This is a genomic window from Rhodococcus sp. NPDC059968, from assembly GCF_042738615.1.
In the GTDB taxonomy this organism is placed as follows: Bacteria; Actinomycetota; Actinomycetes; order Mycobacteriales; family Mycobacteriaceae; genus Rhodococcus_F.
On sequence record NZ_JBHWUE010000076.1, the window covers coordinates 14,301 to 29,602 of the forward strand.

The window sequence follows — 15,302 nt, forward strand, 5'->3', positions numbered from 1 at the left end:
CCTCCTCACATGCCCACCTCTGTGATCGTCGCCGGCGCCCGCACCCCGATCGGCCGCCTGCAGGGTTCCCTCGCCGGGTTCTCCGGCGCCGACCTCGGCGCAATCGCCATCGACGCGGCGCTCGGCAAGGCCGGTGTCGCCCCGGACCAGGTGCAATACGTCATCATGGGACAGGTCCTCACCGCCGGCGCCGGCCAGATGCCCGCCCGCCAGGCCGCCGCGAAGGCCGGCATCCCGATGAGCACGCCGTCGCTGAACATCAACAAGGTGTGCCTGTCCGGGGTCGAATCGATCATCCTCGCCGACCAATTCATCCGGTCCGGCGCGTTCGACGTGATCGTCGCCGGTGGCATGGAGTCGATGAGCCAGGCACCGCATCTGCTGCCCGGTTCGCGCGGCGGTTTCAAGTACGGCGACGTCACCCTCGTCGACCACATGGCCCTCGACGGGTTGCACGACGCGTTCACCGATCAGCCGATGGGTCTGCTCACCGAGGCCGGCAACGACAAGGACGTCATCGCCCGCGAGGACCAGGACGCGTTCGCGGCCCGCTCGCACCAGTTGGCGGCCAAGGCCTGGGACAACGGGATCTTCGACGACGAGGTCGTCGCCGTGGAGATCCCCGCCCGCAGGGGCGAGAGCACCTGGCTGCGCCGCGACGAGGGCATCCGCCCCGACACCACCGCCCAAACCCTGGCGCGGTTGCGTGGCGCGTTCCGGGACGGCGGCACGGTCACCGCGGGAAACGCGTCGACGATCAACGACGGCGCCGCCGCCGTGGTGGTGATGAGCAAGGAGCGCGCCGAGGCCGAGGGGCTGACCTGGCTGGCCGAGATCGGCGAGCACGGCATGGTCGCCGGCCCGGATTCGGGTCTGCAGTTCCAGCCGTCCGGCGCCATCGCGAAAGCCTGTGATGCAGCGGGCATCGCGCCCGCCGAGCTGGATCTGATCGAGATCAACGAGGCGTTCGCGGCGGTCGGGATCGCCTCGACCCGCGAACTCGGCGTCGACCCCGACCGGGTCAACGTCAACGGCGGTGCCATCGCCCTCGGCCACCCGATCGGCATGTCCGGCGCCCGCATCACCCTGCACCTCGCGCTCGAGTTGCAGCGCCGCGGCGGCGGCACCGGTGCCGTCGCCCTGTGCGGCGGCGGCGGACAGGGCGACGCCCTGATCCTGCGCGTCCCCTGACGACCCCCCTTTCCCACCACTGCCGCAACCCTATTCGAGGAGAACTTTGTGAAGATCGATGGAGCCGTCGCTGTCGTCACCGGCGGAGCATCCGGACTCGGCAACGCCACCGCCCGGGCCCTGCACGAGCGCGGCGCCCAGGTCGTGCTGCTCGACCTCCCGTCATCCGACGGGGAAGTGGCCGCCAAGGAGATCGGGAAGGGGGCCTACTTCACGGCCGCCGACGTCACCTCCGCCGGTGACGTCACGTCCGCGATCGACTTCGCCGCGTCGCTCGGCGACCTCCGCGTGGTGGTCAACTGCGCCGGAATTGCGACGCCCGGAAAGGTTCTCGGCAAGGCGGGTGCCCTTCCCCTCGCAGACTTCGAGCGCGTCGTCCGCATCAACCTCGTCGGCACCTTCAACGTCCTCCGCCTCGCCGCGGAGAAGATCGCCCAGACCGAACCCGTCGACGGCGAACGCGGCGTCATCATCGACACCGCCTCCGTCGCCGCGTTCGACGGCCAGATCGGCCAGCCCGCCTACGCGGCATCCAAGGGCGGCGTCGCCGCGATGACACTGCCGATCGCCCGCGAACTGGCCCGCCACCTCATCCGCGTCGTCACCATCGCACCCGGAATCTTCGAAACGCCCATGTTGGCCGGTCTTCCCGAGGAGGCGCAGAAGTCCCTCGGACAGCAGGTGCCGCACCCCTCCCGGCTCGGCAAGGCCACCGAATACGCCGCCCTCGCCGCGCACATCATCGACAACGCCATGCTCAACGGCGAAACCATCCGCCTCGACGGCGCCATCCGCATGGGTCCCAGGTAGATAACCGACAGTTGCTGCCGGCGGCACCCAGTCAGCGGGTGCCCGGCGGCGTATTCGGCGGCCTTGCCGACCCCTGCGATAACCGCGATTGTCGTTGCTGACACCCGCCGCTGGAAGATTCTCGCACTGACGGCCGCAACTACGCAGAAACCTTGCGCAAACCGCCGACGTCCCGCGGAAAGATGGAAAGATCTGACCGGCCCTCGCGAATAGAATCACAGCATGATCGACCTGCCGAATTCGAGTTCGTATTTGCTGCGCGAACTGAAGGTCTCCGAGCTCGCCGTAGAGGACAACCCCGATGAATCCGCTTGACCTGCAACGAACCTACCTGGACCTGACAACCCCGCACGTTGCCGATGCGATCATGCACCTCGACATCCCGGTTCGACAGGCGCCCGCGAATGTTCGGCCTCTGTGGGACGACACCCACATCGTCGGACGTGCCCGGCCCGCACGCCATTACGGCAGCGTCGACGTCTTTCTCGAAGCCATCGAACACGCGGACCCGGGCGACGTCCTGGTAGTCGACAACGCCGGCCGCGACGACGAAGCCTGCGTCGGCGACCTCATTACTCTCGAAGCTCGCCACGCCGGCCTATCCGGTGTCGTGATCTGGGGTCTGCACCGTGACAGTCGTGAGCTGCGGAGCATTCGACTGCCGGTGTTCAGTCAGGGAGCGCTGCCCGCAGGACCGCAGCGCCTCGACACCCAGGAACGGGATGCGTTGCGCACCGCCTGGTGCGGCCGGTACACCGTCACCGTCGACGACTTCGTCCTCGCCGACGACGACGGTGTCCTGTTCCTACCGCTCGATCGCGCCGCCGACATCGCCGAGTCGGCGAGCACGATCCGCGACACCGAACGACACCAGGCAGCGAAGATGAACGTCGGCACAAGCTTCAGAGATCAAGCCCGATTCACCGAGTACCTCGCGGCCCGAGACCGGGATGGCACGACGTTCCGTCAGTACCTCCGCTCGATAGGCGGAGCCATCGAGGAATGACCGGCGGCCGGTGCGTTCGTCAGGTGGTGACGCTCCGGCGGCCGGTGTCCTCTGTGGCGCGATCGGAATTGTCGGTGTCGGCGTCCAGCTCAACGATCCGGTGGTCCTTGGTCTCGACCATCAGGTAGGTGCACAACACACTGACAGCCGACAGACCAGCGAGCATGATCCCCACGTACAGGACGTCTCCGTTGGCCACGAACACCGCAGCGAGCAGCGGCGGGATGCCGCCGCCGAGGATGCCGGCCAGGTTGTAGCCCAGCCCGGCGCCGGTATACCGGTACCGCTCGTGGAACAACTCGGGAAGCGCGGCGCCTGCGGGGCCGTAGGCGATGCCGAAAATGATCAGCGTGCCGATCAGGCCGACACCGTAGAGAACCAGATTGCCGGTGTCGAGAATGGAAAACATCACCAGTGCCCAGGGAACTGCGAGACCGCACGAGACCATGATGACCTTGCGTCGCCCGATCCGGTCGGACCACATCGCTGACACGGCAATGGCCAGCCCGAAGAATACGGCGGCGAACATGCCCATCGCGAGGACGGTCGTGCGGGAGAAGCCGAGATTCTTGGTGGCGTAATTGGTCAGGAACGCAGTGCCCATGTAGAAGAGCGAGAACAGGCTGGCCAGGGCGCCACCGGCGATCAGGATCTCCCTCCATTGGAATCGGATCGCGTCGAGAAATGGCAGCTTGTTGCTGCCAGTGGTAATTGCGCGGCGCTGCACCGCCTTGAAGACCGGAGTTTCGTCCACGGAGAGCCTAATCCAGAGCCCGACCGCCACGAGCAGAGCTGACAGCAGGAACGGAATGCGCCAGCCGTACGACATGAAGGCGCTGTCGGCGCCGGCGTCGGTGCCCGCTGCGAGGGTGAAGACGAGAAATGTTCCGCTGGAGAGGAAGAACGCGAACGCGGGTCCCAGTTGCGGGAACATCGCGTACAGGCCGCGTTTGTTCTTCGGCGCGTACTCGGCGGTGAGCAGCACGGCGCCGGCCCATTCGCCGCCGACGGCGAACCCTTGCAGGAATCGCATGAGTACCAATAACACGGGCGCTGCTGCCCCGATTCCGTGGGGGAACAGGCCGAATGCACCTGACTGACTGCCCGGTAGCAGACCGATCACGACGGTGGCGGCGCCCATGATCAGCAGTGTCCAGACGAGGGTTCGCTTGCGCCCGAGCCGGTCTCCGAAGTGGCCGAAGAGGATTGCGCCCACGGGCCGGGCGAAGAACGCCACCGCGAATGTCGCGAACGACGCCAACGTGGCGACCGCGGGCGGCATGCTCGAGAAGAAGACGGTGGGAAACACCAGCGCAGCGGCGGTGCCGTAGATGAAGAAGTCGTAGAACTCGATGGTCGTGCCGATCGAGCTGGCCATCGCAACCTTCCGTAGCCGAGGCTGCCGGGTGATGGGGATGCCTCCGTCGTCGACGGTGATGGGTGGTGGTGCGCTCACGGTTGCTCCTGAAAGAATGGTGCCGGATGGTCGATTACGAAAACCGTATGATGTGAGTCACATTCGCGGTACACCCGAAAGTCGGTAGCTGTAGCGCGGTTCCAGTGCCGCCGGAGGCGTATCCGGCATGAAGGACGTGAAGTTCGCGGGCACCACCGTGCGGCATCGTCGGTCAAGGCACTTCCGTGTGCGCTGCATCCGAGGCTGCGCTATACCGGTGCGGGTACGAGCCCGAGGTCACCGCTGTCCGGGGCGGCGAAGAACCGATCGACCAACGCATCGTCGACCTGCTCGAGCGTGCGGGGAGACCACCGCGGGCTGCGGTCCTTGTCGACGATCTGCGCGCGGATGCCCTCGGCGAAGTCCGGGGACCGTAGACCGGCGACCGCCATGCGGTACTCCTGGTCGATGGCGGCCTCGAGCGTCGGGAGAGTGGCGGCGGATCGCAGGGCGCGCAGTGTGACTTTGAGCGCTGTCGGCGAGTTTGCCAGCACATTGTCCGCCGCCTCGTTCGCTTCTGTGCCCGGCCCGGCCGCCCGGAGCCGGGCCACGATCTCTTCGACCGTGTCGGCGCTGAAGCAGGCGTCGATCCACTCCCGCCGGTCGGCGAGGGGGCTGGTCGGTGGCGCTTCGGCGACCGATGTCACCGCCGCATCGGGAGGCATCGTCGCGAGTGCGGCAACCAGTGCGGGAAGCTTGTTGCTCGGCACGTAGTGGTCGGCCAACCCGACGTGAATGGCGTCCGCGCCGGACAGTTGCCCCGCTGTCAGTGCAGCGTAGGTGCCGAGTTCACCCGGTGCGCGTGAGAGCAGGTAGGTGCCGCCGACGTCGGGGGTGAATCCGATGCCGACCTCCGGCATCCCGATCCGAGTGCGTTCGGTGACGAGTCGATGGGAACCGTGTGCGGAGACGCCGATACCGCCGCCCATCACCAGCCCATCCATCACCGCCACATAGGGTTTCGGGTAGCGAGCGATGTAGGCGTTGAGCCGATACTCGTCGCGCCAGAAGGCCAGTGATGCACTGCCGCCGGTGCGGGCGTCATCGTAGATCGAGCGGATGTCGCCCCCGGCGCACAGGCCACGTTCGCCACTGCCGTCGAGCACCACGGTGTCGACACGGTCGTCGGTTGCCCAGGCGGTGAGTGCCTCGCTGATTGCGCGGACCATGCCGTGGTCGAGAGCGTTGATGGCGCGGGGTCGGTTGAGGGTGATCCGGCCCACCCGGTCCTCGACGCGGGTCAGGGCCGAGGGCTCAGCGGCGGTCACCAGGTGACCCCGTTTCGGTCGTCTTCGAGTCTCGCTTCGTCATAGATATTCCTTTCAGAATTGGATGGATTTGGTCTCGAGGAACTCGTCGAGGCCCAGCCTTCCCATTTCGCGGCCCACGCCGGACTGCTTGTAGCCGCCGAACGGCGCCAGCGGGTTGAATGCGCCACCGTTGATGTCGATCTGCCCGGTGCGCACCTGCCGGGCGAAGGCCAGTGCCCGATCCGGGTCGGAGGACCAGACTGCACCGTGCAGGCCGAAGGACGAATTGTTCGCGATAGCGAGGGCGTCGTCGTCGTTCTCGAACGGGATGATCGAGAGCACCGGACCGAAGATTTCCTCCTGCGCGATCACCGAATCCGGGTCGACACCGGCGAAGACGGTCGGTCGCACGAAGTATCCGCGTTCGACGCCATCGGGTGCTTCGAGGCCGCCGGCAACGAGGCGGGCGCCCTCGTCGATCCCCGTCCTGATGAATTCGCGGACACGGTCGCGCTGGGCGCGGGACACCATCGGTCCGAGCTTCGTCTTCGGGTCCAGGGGATCGCCGGGGGAGAATCCTTCCGCGGCGATCTTCGCCAGCTCGACCGCGTCGTCGTGACGATCGGCGGGGACCAGCATGCGGGTCCATGCGGTGCAGGTCTGGCCTCCGTTGAGGAAGGCGTTCGCCACGCCCACCTTCACCGCGGTGGATAGGTCGGCGTCGTCGAGGATCACGTTGGCGGACTTTCCGCCCAGTTCGAGGGTGACGCGTTTGATGGACCGGGACGCGAGTTCGGCCACTCGCGCACCGCCGCGGACGGAGCCGGTGAACGAGACGACGTCCACCTCGGGATGGGTCACCAACGCTTCACCGACGCCCGCGCCGTAGCCGCTGATCAGGTTCACCACACCGGGGGGAAAGCCGGCCTCGGCGATGGCATCGAAGAGCTGGTACACCGCGAGCGGGGCCACCTCGCTCGGCTTGACGACCACCGTGCAGCCGGCCGCGAGTGCGGGTGCGATCTTGCAGGTGATCTGATGCAGCGGATAGTTCCACGGGGTGATCGCCGCGACCACACCGGCCGGCTCCCGGACGATGAGCGAGTTCCCGATCCGCTCCTCGGTTTCGTCCTGCTCGAGCAGGTCGATGTAGCCGGCGATGTCGGTGAGGGGAAGCGCCGCCTGGATACGGCTGGCGATCCGAATCGGTGTGCCGACGTCGGTTGCGATGGTCTCGGCCATCTCCGCGGCGCGCTTGTCGAGTCCGGCGTGCAGCCGACCCAGAAACGCCGCCCGTTCGGCCCGGGAGGTCGCGGCCCACCCGGGAAAGGCAGCACGAGCGGCCTGGACCGCTCGATCGACGTCGGCGGCGGTGCCGTTCGGGACGACACCGATCACCTCTTCGGTGGCGGGGTTTTCCACCGAGATCGTCTCCGTCGTACCCGACGTCCACGCTCCGTCGATGTACATTGCATTGCGATCAATCATCAGAAATTCTCCTGACCGGCACTCACCGAGTGCGGTGTTCTCTGGTCTGCGGTTGCCGGGGCAACCCGCAGCGTTCGGTTGCGAATCGAGTTGGGGCTCACGCCGGCCGCGGTGACTCCGGGCGTTCGCCTCTGGCAAAGGCTTCGAGTCGCTGCAGCACTTCCGGGTTGTCGAGCGATGCCCGCCGGTAGTCGTCTTCGAGGGCGAGCCCTTCCTCGGTCCGATATCCGCCGGAAGCGAGGATGGACTGGCGATCCGCCCGCAGGCTTTCCTGCGGATAGCCGGCGATGTGCTGTGCGAGCGCGATCGTCCGAGGCAAGGCCTCACCGGCCGGTACGACGTCCTGAACGAATCCGATCTCACGTGCCCGCTGCGCGTCGAACCGAACACCGGATTCCATCATCCACAAAGCGTTGCTCAGACCCACGATCCGCGGCAGACGCAGGGTTCCGCCGTCGAAGAAGGGAACACCCCACCGGCGGTTCAGGGCCCCGAACTCCGAATGCTCGTCCGCGATCCTGAAATCGCACCAGGCCGCGAGTTCGAGGCCACCGGCGAAGCAGTATCCGTTGATCGCGGCGATGGTGACCTTGCCCGGGTCGAGCTTCGCGAAGCCCATCGGCCCCACCGCGTCGCAGAACTCCTCGTTGGTGAGCAGTCCGGGGATGTCCTTCAAATCTGCTCCGGCGCAGAAAGATTTCGACCCACCGCCGGTGAGGACCAGCACGCTGGACTGGTCGTTGTGCTTGAATCGCTCGATGGCGGCCGCCAACGCGGCGGCCGTCGCCATGTTCACCGCGTTGTGCGCCTCCGGCCTGTTGATGGTCAGGACGGTGACGGCGCCGTCGTTATCTTCCGTGACTGTCATTGCATTACTCCTTGGTTGGTTGTCGAGGTGCCGTTACCGGCCGTGGTACGTCGGTTCCCGCTTCGCGGTGAAGGCGGCATACCCCTCTCCGGCGTCGTCGGTATCCATGACGCGAAGGAAGTGCTCGAACTCGTTCCGTAACGCTTCCTGCTCGGGTACCCCGAAACTTTCCAGGACGGATGCGCGGGCGGCACGGACCGCGAGGGGCCCGCGGGCGGCGATGCGCTGCGCCAGTTGCACCGCTTCGGGCACCAACCGCTCGAGAGGAACGACCCGGTTCACCAGGCCCAGTCGGTGGGCTTCGGCAGCGTCGACGGGGTCCCCGGTGAGGATCATCTCCATCGCTGCACCGACGGGGATCGTGCGCGGAAGGCGTACGGTTCCGCCGGATCCGGGGATGATTGCCCACCGTGTTTCCGCGAGCCCGATCGACGCGTTGGGAGCGGCAAGTCGGATGTCGCAGGCCAGAGCCATCTCGCAGCCGCCTGCTAGGGCATGTCCGTTGAGCGCCGCGATGATGGGTTTGCTCCGGTCGACGGTCGTGAAGCCGCCGAAGTTCCACGGTGCCTTCTCGCCCGCGAGTACCCGGGATCGATACGCGGGCAACAGGGTTTTCAGATCGGCGCCCGCCGAGAAGGACACGTCTCCGGCTCCGGTGAGCACCGCGACGTACAGGTCGTCGTCGGCTTCGAAATCAGCCACCGCGGCGCCGAGCGCGTCGTTGTGCTCGGGGTCGAGCGCGTTACGCGCCTCGGGTCGGTTGATGGTGATGACGGCGACATGGCCCTTGCGGTCGATATCGATGGTCATGAGAACTCCCTTCAGTGCAGAGGATCTGTTGAGCTCCAAATGAATACGGTCGGCGATGGGGGATCCGGCGGGCGGGTCACGCGGTAGCAGCGGTATCGTCGAGGTCGAGTTCACGCACGCTCTGCTCGCGCAGGGCGACCTTCCGGATCTTGCCGCTGGCCGTCATCGGGAACTCGTCCGCGACCCGGACGTAACGAGGGATCTTGTAGTGGGCGATCTTGCCGGCGCAGAACTCACGAAGAGTCTGCGCGGTCAGCGCGGTGGTGCCCGGCCGCATCCGGATCCAGGCACAGAGTTCCTCACCGTATTTCGGGTCCGGCACGCCGATGACCTGAACGTCGGCGACGTCGGGGTGGATGTACAGGAACTCCTCGATCTCTCGGGGATAGATGTTCTCGCCGCCCCGGATGACCATGTCCTTGCACCGTCCGACGATGTTGACGTAGTCCTCGTCGTCCATCGTCGCGAGATCGCCGCTGTGCATCCAGCCGTGGGCATCCATCGCGTCCGCGGTCTTCTCCGGTTCATTCCAATAGCCGTTCATAACCAGGTAGCCGCGGGTGCAGAGCTCGCCGGTCGTACCGCGCGGTACCGTCCGACCGGTCCCCGGATCGATGATCTTGACCTCGACGTGCGGCAGCGGAGTGCCCACCGTGGAGGTTCGTCGTTCCATCGAGGCGTCGATCCGAGTGTGGGTGGAGATCGGTGAGGTCTCGGTCATCCCGTACGCGATGGTGATGTCCTTCAGGTGCATGTCGTCGACCAGACGCTTCATGTACTCGAGCGGACACGGGGAGCCTGACACGACTCCGGTGCGCAGACTCGACAGGTCGGCCTTGGCGAAGTCGGGGTGTTCGAGAATTCCGATGAACATCGTCGGTACGCCGTACAGGGCCGTGCAGCGTTCGGCCTCGATTGCGGCCAGCGATGCCGCGGGGTCGAACGACGGAGACGGAATGACAACGCAGCTACCGTGAGTCATGGCACCGATGTTCGCCAGAACCATGCCGAAGCAGTGATAGAAGGGCACCTGCACACAAATGCGATCGGCTTCGGTGAACTGCTGGACCTCCGTCACAAAGAAGCCATTGTTGAGGATGTTGTGATGGGTGAGGGTGGCGCCCTTCGGTGAACCGGTGGTTCCCGAGGTGTACTGGATGTTGATCGGGTCGTCGCGATCGAGTTCGGCTGATCGCGCGGAAACCGCTGCGCGGTCAGGGATCGTCTCGGCGAGCGTGTCCCAATCCGACGAGCCGAGGATGACCACCTCGCGAAGGGCAGGAATCTCGGGTCGGATCTGTTCGATCATCGCGACATAGTCGGAACTCTTGAATCCGGACGCGGAGATCAGCATGGAGATGCCGGCGTGGCGCAGCACGTAGGCGAGTTCGTGGGTGCGATACGCGGGGTTGATGTTCACCAGAATCGCGCCGATCTTCGCGGTCGCGTACTGGGCCAGCACCCACTCCGGGACATTGACGGCGAGGATTCCGACCCGGTCCCCCTTATCGATGCCTAGTGCGAGAAGCCCTGTCGCCAGAGCGGTGACCGCGTCGTCGAACTCGTGGTAGGTCCACCGCCGCCCGGTCGGCATATCGACGAGCGCATCGTGGTCGGGGAAGCGTTCGGTGGTGCGTTCGAGCTGGTCTCCGATGGTCCAGCCGATCAGCGGCGTTTCCGCGAATCCACTGGCATAACTCATGTGGGGCAAGGTGATTCCTTCCGACGGGGCGCAACACCGCCGCGCTCTGAACACGAAACGAGATCGGTCCCGTCACCAGCGCGCCGGTAGCGACGCCCGGTGTGGCACGGGAGCCGTTCCGCGGCGACGCGTCGCGAGGCAGCCGTCGGTGTTGCTCATGGCCCCCTCCTCGTTGCGTCGTACCCCGATCTGAACGGGCTACCGGAACGCTACGGCGAGGTCAGGGGCGCCCACTACGCGCAAAAGTAGGTATTCGTGACGTACTTCACGGACGGCATGTGTCCGTGATGCGGATCGGGCCGGATGAGGGCAAATCAGGCGCAGAAAGGTGGTCAGAGCAGGCCGTATGCGCGTGCCGTGTGGACGGCGGAGGTGCGATTGGATGCATTGAGCTTGCGCATCGCGGAGCTGAGGTAGGCCTTGACTGTCTGCAGGCTCAGGCCCAGGTCCTCGGCGATGACGGCGTTGCTCGCACCGAGCTCGACCAGCCGGAGGGTGTCGAGTTCGCGAGGGGTGATCGCCACCTGATCGGGGCGGGGCTGGACAGGGCCCCGGGTGTTTCCGCCGAGATCGTCGATGATCCGGGTGAGCCGTTCACGAAGGGCATGATCGGCCACGGTGCTGGTGATTGCCAGGAGCTCGTCGACGGCGCGGTCGATTCGGGCGGACGTCAGTATCGGGTTTCGGGGTCGCTCGGCGCCGGGGAGTTCTTCGAGCGCCGTGAGTCGCGCGAGGTCTTGGGCCGTCGATGCGGCGATGCGCCCGGCAGCGCTCAAGGCGATGTCACCGATCGGTCGGCTCTCACGGGTTGCCCCATAGAAGACGCAGCGCACTGCACCGTCGACGACTACCGGCATCGCGAACATCGAGTGGATGTGCTCTTCGCCGAGGATGATGTGGTCGAAGTCGTGGGTGATCGACCTGGCGGTGGCGTAGTTGTCCACCCGGCAGGGGGCTGCACGGGAGACGACGATACCGCCGATCCCCTGACCCGCAGCGACTTCCAGGCCGAGGAGTGCCCGGCCGATGGTGCCGGAGAGCGTGGTTATCCGCAGACGCCTGCCCTCGGCCTTTGGTGTCGCGGTACCGGCGAGCACAACCGGCAGGCCGCTGGCACGGCGGAGTTGTTCGAGTCGAGCCTGCAAATGACGCTCGACTCGGCGATCCAATGATTCGGCTTTACCCATGTCAACCCACTGCGCCGCCGGTGCGGCACCTGCCTTTCGCGAGCTTTACGTAGCAAGCATGTTACACGCGCCACATATGTGGCCGGCGCGCTGCGGTTTCATCCGCGAAAACCAGACAACGCGGTCGGCACAAATGTCGACCGGGCCGCACCACCGCCGCGTTGTCTGGTTGAGTCTCGCGTGAGAAGGCTCGTTCAGCCGGTGAATTGGTCGCGAAGTTTACGGGTGATGATGTGCTGGGCTTCGGTGAGTATCGAGTCGAGTACTTCCTCGCAGCTGCCGATTTCGTGGATCAGGCCTTGAGCTTGGCTGGCCCACCAGAGCCCGCCTTCGACGTCGCCGTTGCCGTACACCTGCTCGCGGCCGCGGGCGCCGCTGGCGAGATGGGCGATGTCGTCGAAAGTGGCATCCGGTCGGCGGGAGAGGGTGGCGATTTCTTCGGAGATCGAGTTTCGGGCGACGCGGGCGGAGTTGTGGAACTCGCGGAAGACGATGACGGTGTCGCGTTCGGTGTTGTCGACGATCTGTTGTTTGACGTTGTCGTGGATGGGTGCCTCGGTGGTTGCCATGAATCGGGTGCCCATGTTGACGGCGGATGCGCCGAGCGCGAGGGCGGCGACAAGTCCGGCGCCGGTGGCGATTCCGCCGCTGGCGATGATCGGGATGGTCAGTGCCCGGGCCGCCGCGGGGATGAGCACGAGCCCGGGGACGTCGTCCTCACCGGGGTGCCCGGCGCACTCGAAGCCGTCGATGCTGATTGCGTCGACGCCGAGTTGTTCGGCCTTGACGGCGTGCCGGACCGAGACCGCCTTGTGGATGACCTTCACGCCGGCCGCTTTGAATGCGGGCAGGTGCGGTTGTGGGTTGCCGCCGGCGGTTTCGACGATGGTGATGCCGCTGTCGATGATGGCGTCGCGGTATTCGTCGTAGGGGACCGGCTGGATGGTCGGCAGGATGGTGAGGTTGACGCCGAACGGTTTGTCAGTGAGGTCGCGGCAGCGGGCGATCTCCTTGACCAGCGCTTCTGGGGTGGGTTGGGTGAGGGCGGTGAGGAATCCGAGTGCCCCGGCGTTGGCCACGGCGCTGATCAAGTCTGCGGTGCCGACGGCGGTCATGCCGCCGCACACGATGGGGTGCTCGATTCCGAAGGTCTGGGTGAAGTCGTTGGTGAACATGTGCATCCTCGGCAGTTGTTGGTCAGTACGGGAGATTGAATGCGCGGATTGCGTTGTCGCGCAAGAACGCCGTGCGGGTGTTGTCATCGAGCCCGAGTTCGTCGAGCCCGGACAGACAGTCGGGTGCCGGCCACGCGGGGTGGTTGGAACCGAACAGCACCTTGTGCCGGCCGTGCCCGCGGAGGTAGTCGACGATCTCCGCCGGATAGCGGGAGGTCTTGTACGCGGAGGTGTCGATGTAGACGTTCGGGTACTTCGTGGCCAGTGAAATGGCTTCATTGGTCCAGGGCACACCGATATGACCTGCGATGATTCGCAGTTCGGGGAACTCGAGTGCCACATGATCGAGGTACGGGATCGGGCGACCGGGTTCGGAGGGACACAGCGGGCCGGTGTGACCGATCTGGGTGCAGAAGGCGATGTCGAGGTCGCAGCACGCCGCGTACAGCGGATAGTAGCGGCGGTCGTCCGGCGGCAGATTCCACAGCCACGGCAGGATCCGCAGTGCGCAGGCGCCGTATTCCTCGACAGTTCGACGAAGTTCTCGGACGGCATCCATCGGCTGTCGGAGGCTGACGGAGGCGACCATGACGAAGCGGTCCGGGTGGCGTTTGACGATGTCCCCGACCTCGTCGTTGCTGATCAGCGGTCCCATTGGGGCGTGCCAGGCACTGAGCATGCCCAATTCGACGCCGGCTTCGTCCATGCGCTCGAGCGTCCACGACACCGGCGGTTCGGCCTCGGGAATGATTCCCTTCGACCAGCGTCGCAGGGAGTCCAGGAAGGGCATGTCGAGCCACCGCTGGGTCGGGTGCTGCATCCAGGCGTCGATCGTGTTCGTCATTACTACGTCTCTCAGATTGCGAAGGCAACGGTCCAACGCGCCCGCCGCCGGCTGTGCGCGGCTGTGCCGCGGTCCCGACGACGGGCGCAGGGCCCGTCGGGTCAGGCGGTCTCGGAAACGGGGTGGGACGCCCGGCTGTCGTCGGTCCCGGTCTCTTCCATGACGCGGTGCCGGGTTTCGGGCAGTGCGAGGGCACACGCGAAGCTGAGAAGGCCGAAGCCGGCGAGCATCCACCCGACCGCGGTGCTGCCGTATCGAGAGGTCAGTTCCGCGGCAAGCATGGGTGCCGTGCCGCCGCCGATGACTCCGGCGATGGCGTAGGCCATGCCGGCGCCGGTGTAGCGGTATTCGGTGTCGAACATCTCCGGAAGCAGTGCCCCCGCGGGCCCGTAGGAGACGCCCATGATGACCAGGGCGAGGGCCAGGCCGGCGAGGAACGCCGCTGGGGAGCCGGTGTCGAGGAGGGGGAAGAGCACCAGCCCTCCGGGGATGGCCACGATGCAGGAGGCGAGCACCATCTTGCGGCGGCCGATTCGGTCGGAGTAGATGGCGGACAGGATGATCGCCGCACAGAAGACGACGGCGGCGATCAGGCCGAGGGAGAGCACGGTGGTGCGGCTCAGGCCGAGGGTGGCGGTGCCGTACGAGGTGAGGTAGGCGGTGCCGATGTAGAAGAACGCGAACATCATCGCCAGAGATCCGGCGGCGAGGAGCAGCTCACGGGGCTGGTTCTTGAAGACTCCGAGGAGCGGGCCTGCGCTTGCACGTCGGGTCTGGGTGGCTTGCCGGGCGAACATCGGGGTCTCCTCCACCTTCAGCCGGACATAGAGGCCGATGAGCACGAGCAGGGCGCTGGCGATGAACGGGATCCGCCAGCCGTAGTCGAGGAACGCCTGCGAGGTTTCGCCGACGAAGAGGTTGACCGCCAGGAAGGTGCCGTTGGACAGAGCGAAGGCCAGCGAGGGCCCCAGTTGTGGGAACACCGCGTACAGGCCTCGTTTGCCGGTGGGGGCGTATTCGGTGGCCAGCAGGGTTGCCCCTGCCCATTCACCGCCGACGGCGAGGCCTTGCGCGATCCGCAGTGCGATCAGCGCGAGCGGTGCGGCCACGCCGATGGTGGCGGCACCGGGGAGCAGTCCGATGAGCACGGTACTGATCCCCATGAGCAGCAGTGTGCTGACCAGTGTCTTCTTGCGGCCGATCCGATCACCGAAATGACCGAAGATCGCGGCGCCGAGGGGCCGGGCGACGAACGCGACGGCGAAGGTGGCGAAGGATGCGACGGTGCCGGCTGCCGTACCGAGGGCGGGGAAGAAGACCTTCGGGAAGACCAATGCTGCCGCGGTGCCGTAGATGAAGAAGTCGTAGAACTCGATGGTGGTGCCGGTGCAGCTGGCTATGGCGACGCGACGCATCGGGGTGGTCGGTGGGTTTTTCACCGGGTCGACGGTTCGGGACATCGTGATCTCCTGCTCGGTGGGCCCGTCCGCCCGCTGGCGGAGGAGCTGAGGTACG

General features: G+C 66.2%; 13 protein-coding genes. 3 read left to right on the forward strand and 10 right to left on the reverse strand.

All coding sequences use genetic code 11. From position 1 onward, the window contains the following. Positions 1-9 precede the first annotated feature (9 nt). The 3 genes from ACFWAY_RS39350 to ACFWAY_RS39360 all read left to right on the forward strand — a co-directional run bounded on the left by ACFWAY_RS39350 (position 10) and on the right by ACFWAY_RS39360 (position 3,007). Positions 10-1,191 (forward strand): acetyl-CoA C-acetyltransferase, encoded by a 1,182-nt coding sequence (locus tag ACFWAY_RS39350; RefSeq protein ID WP_378456047.1) that lies wholly within the window; start codon positions 10-12, stop codon positions 1,189-1,191. A gap of 48 nt (positions 1,192-1,239) precedes the next feature. Beyond that, positions 1,240-2,001: an SDR family NAD(P)-dependent oxidoreductase gene (locus ACFWAY_RS39355; protein ID WP_378456046.1), complete on the forward strand. Its 762-nt coding sequence runs from the start codon at positions 1,240-1,242 to the stop codon at positions 1,999-2,001. Between the two features lie 301 nt (positions 2,002-2,302). Beyond that, positions 2,303-3,007 (forward strand): RraA family protein, encoded by a 705-nt coding sequence (locus tag ACFWAY_RS39360; RefSeq protein ID WP_378456045.1) that lies wholly within the window; start codon positions 2,303-2,305, stop codon positions 3,005-3,007. 19 nt (positions 3,008-3,026) lie between these two features. Here ACFWAY_RS39360 and ACFWAY_RS39365 read toward each other — a convergent pair whose 3' ends face one another. From ACFWAY_RS39365 to ACFWAY_RS39410, 10 genes are all read right to left on the reverse strand, one after another. After that, the gene (locus tag ACFWAY_RS39365; protein ID WP_378456114.1) at positions 3,027-4,385 is read right to left on the reverse strand and encodes an MFS transporter; all 1,359 of its coding nucleotides are present in this window, start codon (positions 4,383-4,385) and stop codon (positions 3,027-3,029) included. A 287-nt stretch (positions 4,386-4,672) separates the two neighbouring features. Continuing rightward, positions 4,673-5,731: an enoyl-CoA hydratase/isomerase family protein gene (locus ACFWAY_RS39370; RefSeq protein ID WP_378514364.1), complete on the reverse strand. Its 1,059-nt coding sequence runs from the start codon at positions 5,729-5,731 to the stop codon at positions 4,673-4,675. 54 nt (positions 5,732-5,785) lie between these two features. Then, positions 5,786-7,201, reverse strand: a complete 1,416-nt coding sequence (locus tag ACFWAY_RS39375; RefSeq protein WP_378514365.1) for an aldehyde dehydrogenase family protein — start codon at positions 7,199-7,201, stop codon at positions 5,786-5,788. Between the two features lie 97 nt (positions 7,202-7,298). Further along, the gene (locus ACFWAY_RS39380; RefSeq protein ID WP_378514366.1) at positions 7,299-8,069 is read right to left on the reverse strand and encodes an enoyl-CoA hydratase-related protein; all 771 of its coding nucleotides are present in this window, start codon (positions 8,067-8,069) and stop codon (positions 7,299-7,301) included. Positions 8,070-8,102: 33 nt separating this feature from the next. After that, on the reverse strand, positions 8,103-8,879 hold the full coding sequence (locus ACFWAY_RS39385; protein WP_378456041.1) for an enoyl-CoA hydratase/isomerase family protein: 777 nt from the start codon (positions 8,877-8,879) through the stop codon (positions 8,103-8,105). Positions 8,880-8,955: 76 nt separating this feature from the next. Next, positions 8,956-10,581 (reverse strand): AMP-binding protein, encoded by a 1,626-nt coding sequence (locus tag ACFWAY_RS39390; RefSeq protein ID WP_378456040.1) that lies wholly within the window; start codon positions 10,579-10,581, stop codon positions 8,956-8,958. 332 nt (positions 10,582-10,913) lie between these two features. Continuing rightward, a complete protein-coding gene (locus ACFWAY_RS39395) occupies positions 10,914-11,768 on the reverse strand; it encodes a LuxR C-terminal-related transcriptional regulator (protein ID WP_378456039.1) in 855 nt (284 codons plus the stop codon). A gap of 194 nt (positions 11,769-11,962) precedes the next feature. After that, complete coding sequence (locus ACFWAY_RS39400; protein WP_378514367.1) at positions 11,963-12,943, reverse strand: NAD(P)H-dependent flavin oxidoreductase; 981 nt, start codon at positions 12,941-12,943, stop codon at positions 11,963-11,965. 22 nt (positions 12,944-12,965) lie between these two features. Beyond that, the gene (locus ACFWAY_RS39405; RefSeq protein WP_378514368.1) at positions 12,966-13,787 is read right to left on the reverse strand and encodes an amidohydrolase family protein; all 822 of its coding nucleotides are present in this window, start codon (positions 13,785-13,787) and stop codon (positions 12,966-12,968) included. Between the two features lie 101 nt (positions 13,788-13,888). Continuing rightward, positions 13,889-15,247: an MFS transporter gene (locus ACFWAY_RS39410; RefSeq protein WP_378514384.1), complete on the reverse strand. Its 1,359-nt coding sequence runs from the start codon at positions 15,245-15,247 to the stop codon at positions 13,889-13,891. Positions 15,248-15,302 lie beyond the last annotated feature (55 nt).

What these genes read in the sequence shown, in the direction of transcription:
- ACFWAY_RS39350 (WP_378456047.1), top strand. Translation starts at nt 10, where the DNA reads ATGCCCACCTCTGTGATCGTCGCCGGCGCCCGCACCCCGATCGGCCGC.
- ACFWAY_RS39360 (WP_378456045.1), top strand. Translation starts at nt 2,303, where the DNA reads ATGAATCCGCTTGACCTGCAACGAACCTACCTGGACCTGACAACCCCG.
- ACFWAY_RS39365 (WP_378456114.1), bottom strand. Translation starts at nt 4,385, where the DNA reads ATGGCCAGCTCGATCGGCACGACCATCGAGTTCTACGACTTCTTCATC.
- ACFWAY_RS39375 (WP_378514365.1), bottom strand. Translation starts at nt 7,201, where the DNA reads ATGATTGATCGCAATGCAATGTACATCGACGGAGCGTGGACGTCGGGT.
- ACFWAY_RS39380 (WP_378514366.1), bottom strand. Translation starts at nt 8,069, where the DNA reads ATGACAGTCACGGAAGATAACGACGGCGCCGTCACCGTCCTGACCATC.
- ACFWAY_RS39385 (WP_378456041.1), bottom strand. Translation starts at nt 8,879, where the DNA reads ATGACCATCGATATCGACCGCAAGGGCCATGTCGCCGTCATCACCATC.
- ACFWAY_RS39390 (WP_378456040.1), bottom strand. Translation starts at nt 10,581, where the DNA reads ATGAGTTATGCCAGTGGATTCGCGGAAACGCCGCTGATCGGCTGGACC.
- ACFWAY_RS39395 (WP_378456039.1), bottom strand. Translation starts at nt 11,768, where the DNA reads ATGGGTAAAGCCGAATCATTGGATCGCCGAGTCGAGCGTCATTTGCAG.
- ACFWAY_RS39400 (WP_378514367.1), bottom strand. Translation starts at nt 12,943, where the DNA reads ATGTTCACCAACGACTTCACCCAGACCTTCGGAATCGAGCACCCCATC.
- ACFWAY_RS39405 (WP_378514368.1), bottom strand. Translation starts at nt 13,787, where the DNA reads ATGACGAACACGATCGACGCCTGGATGCAGCACCCGACCCAGCGGTGG.
- ACFWAY_RS39410 (WP_378514384.1), bottom strand. Translation starts at nt 15,247, where the DNA reads ATGTCCCGAACCGTCGACCCGGTGAAAAACCCACCGACCACCCCGATG.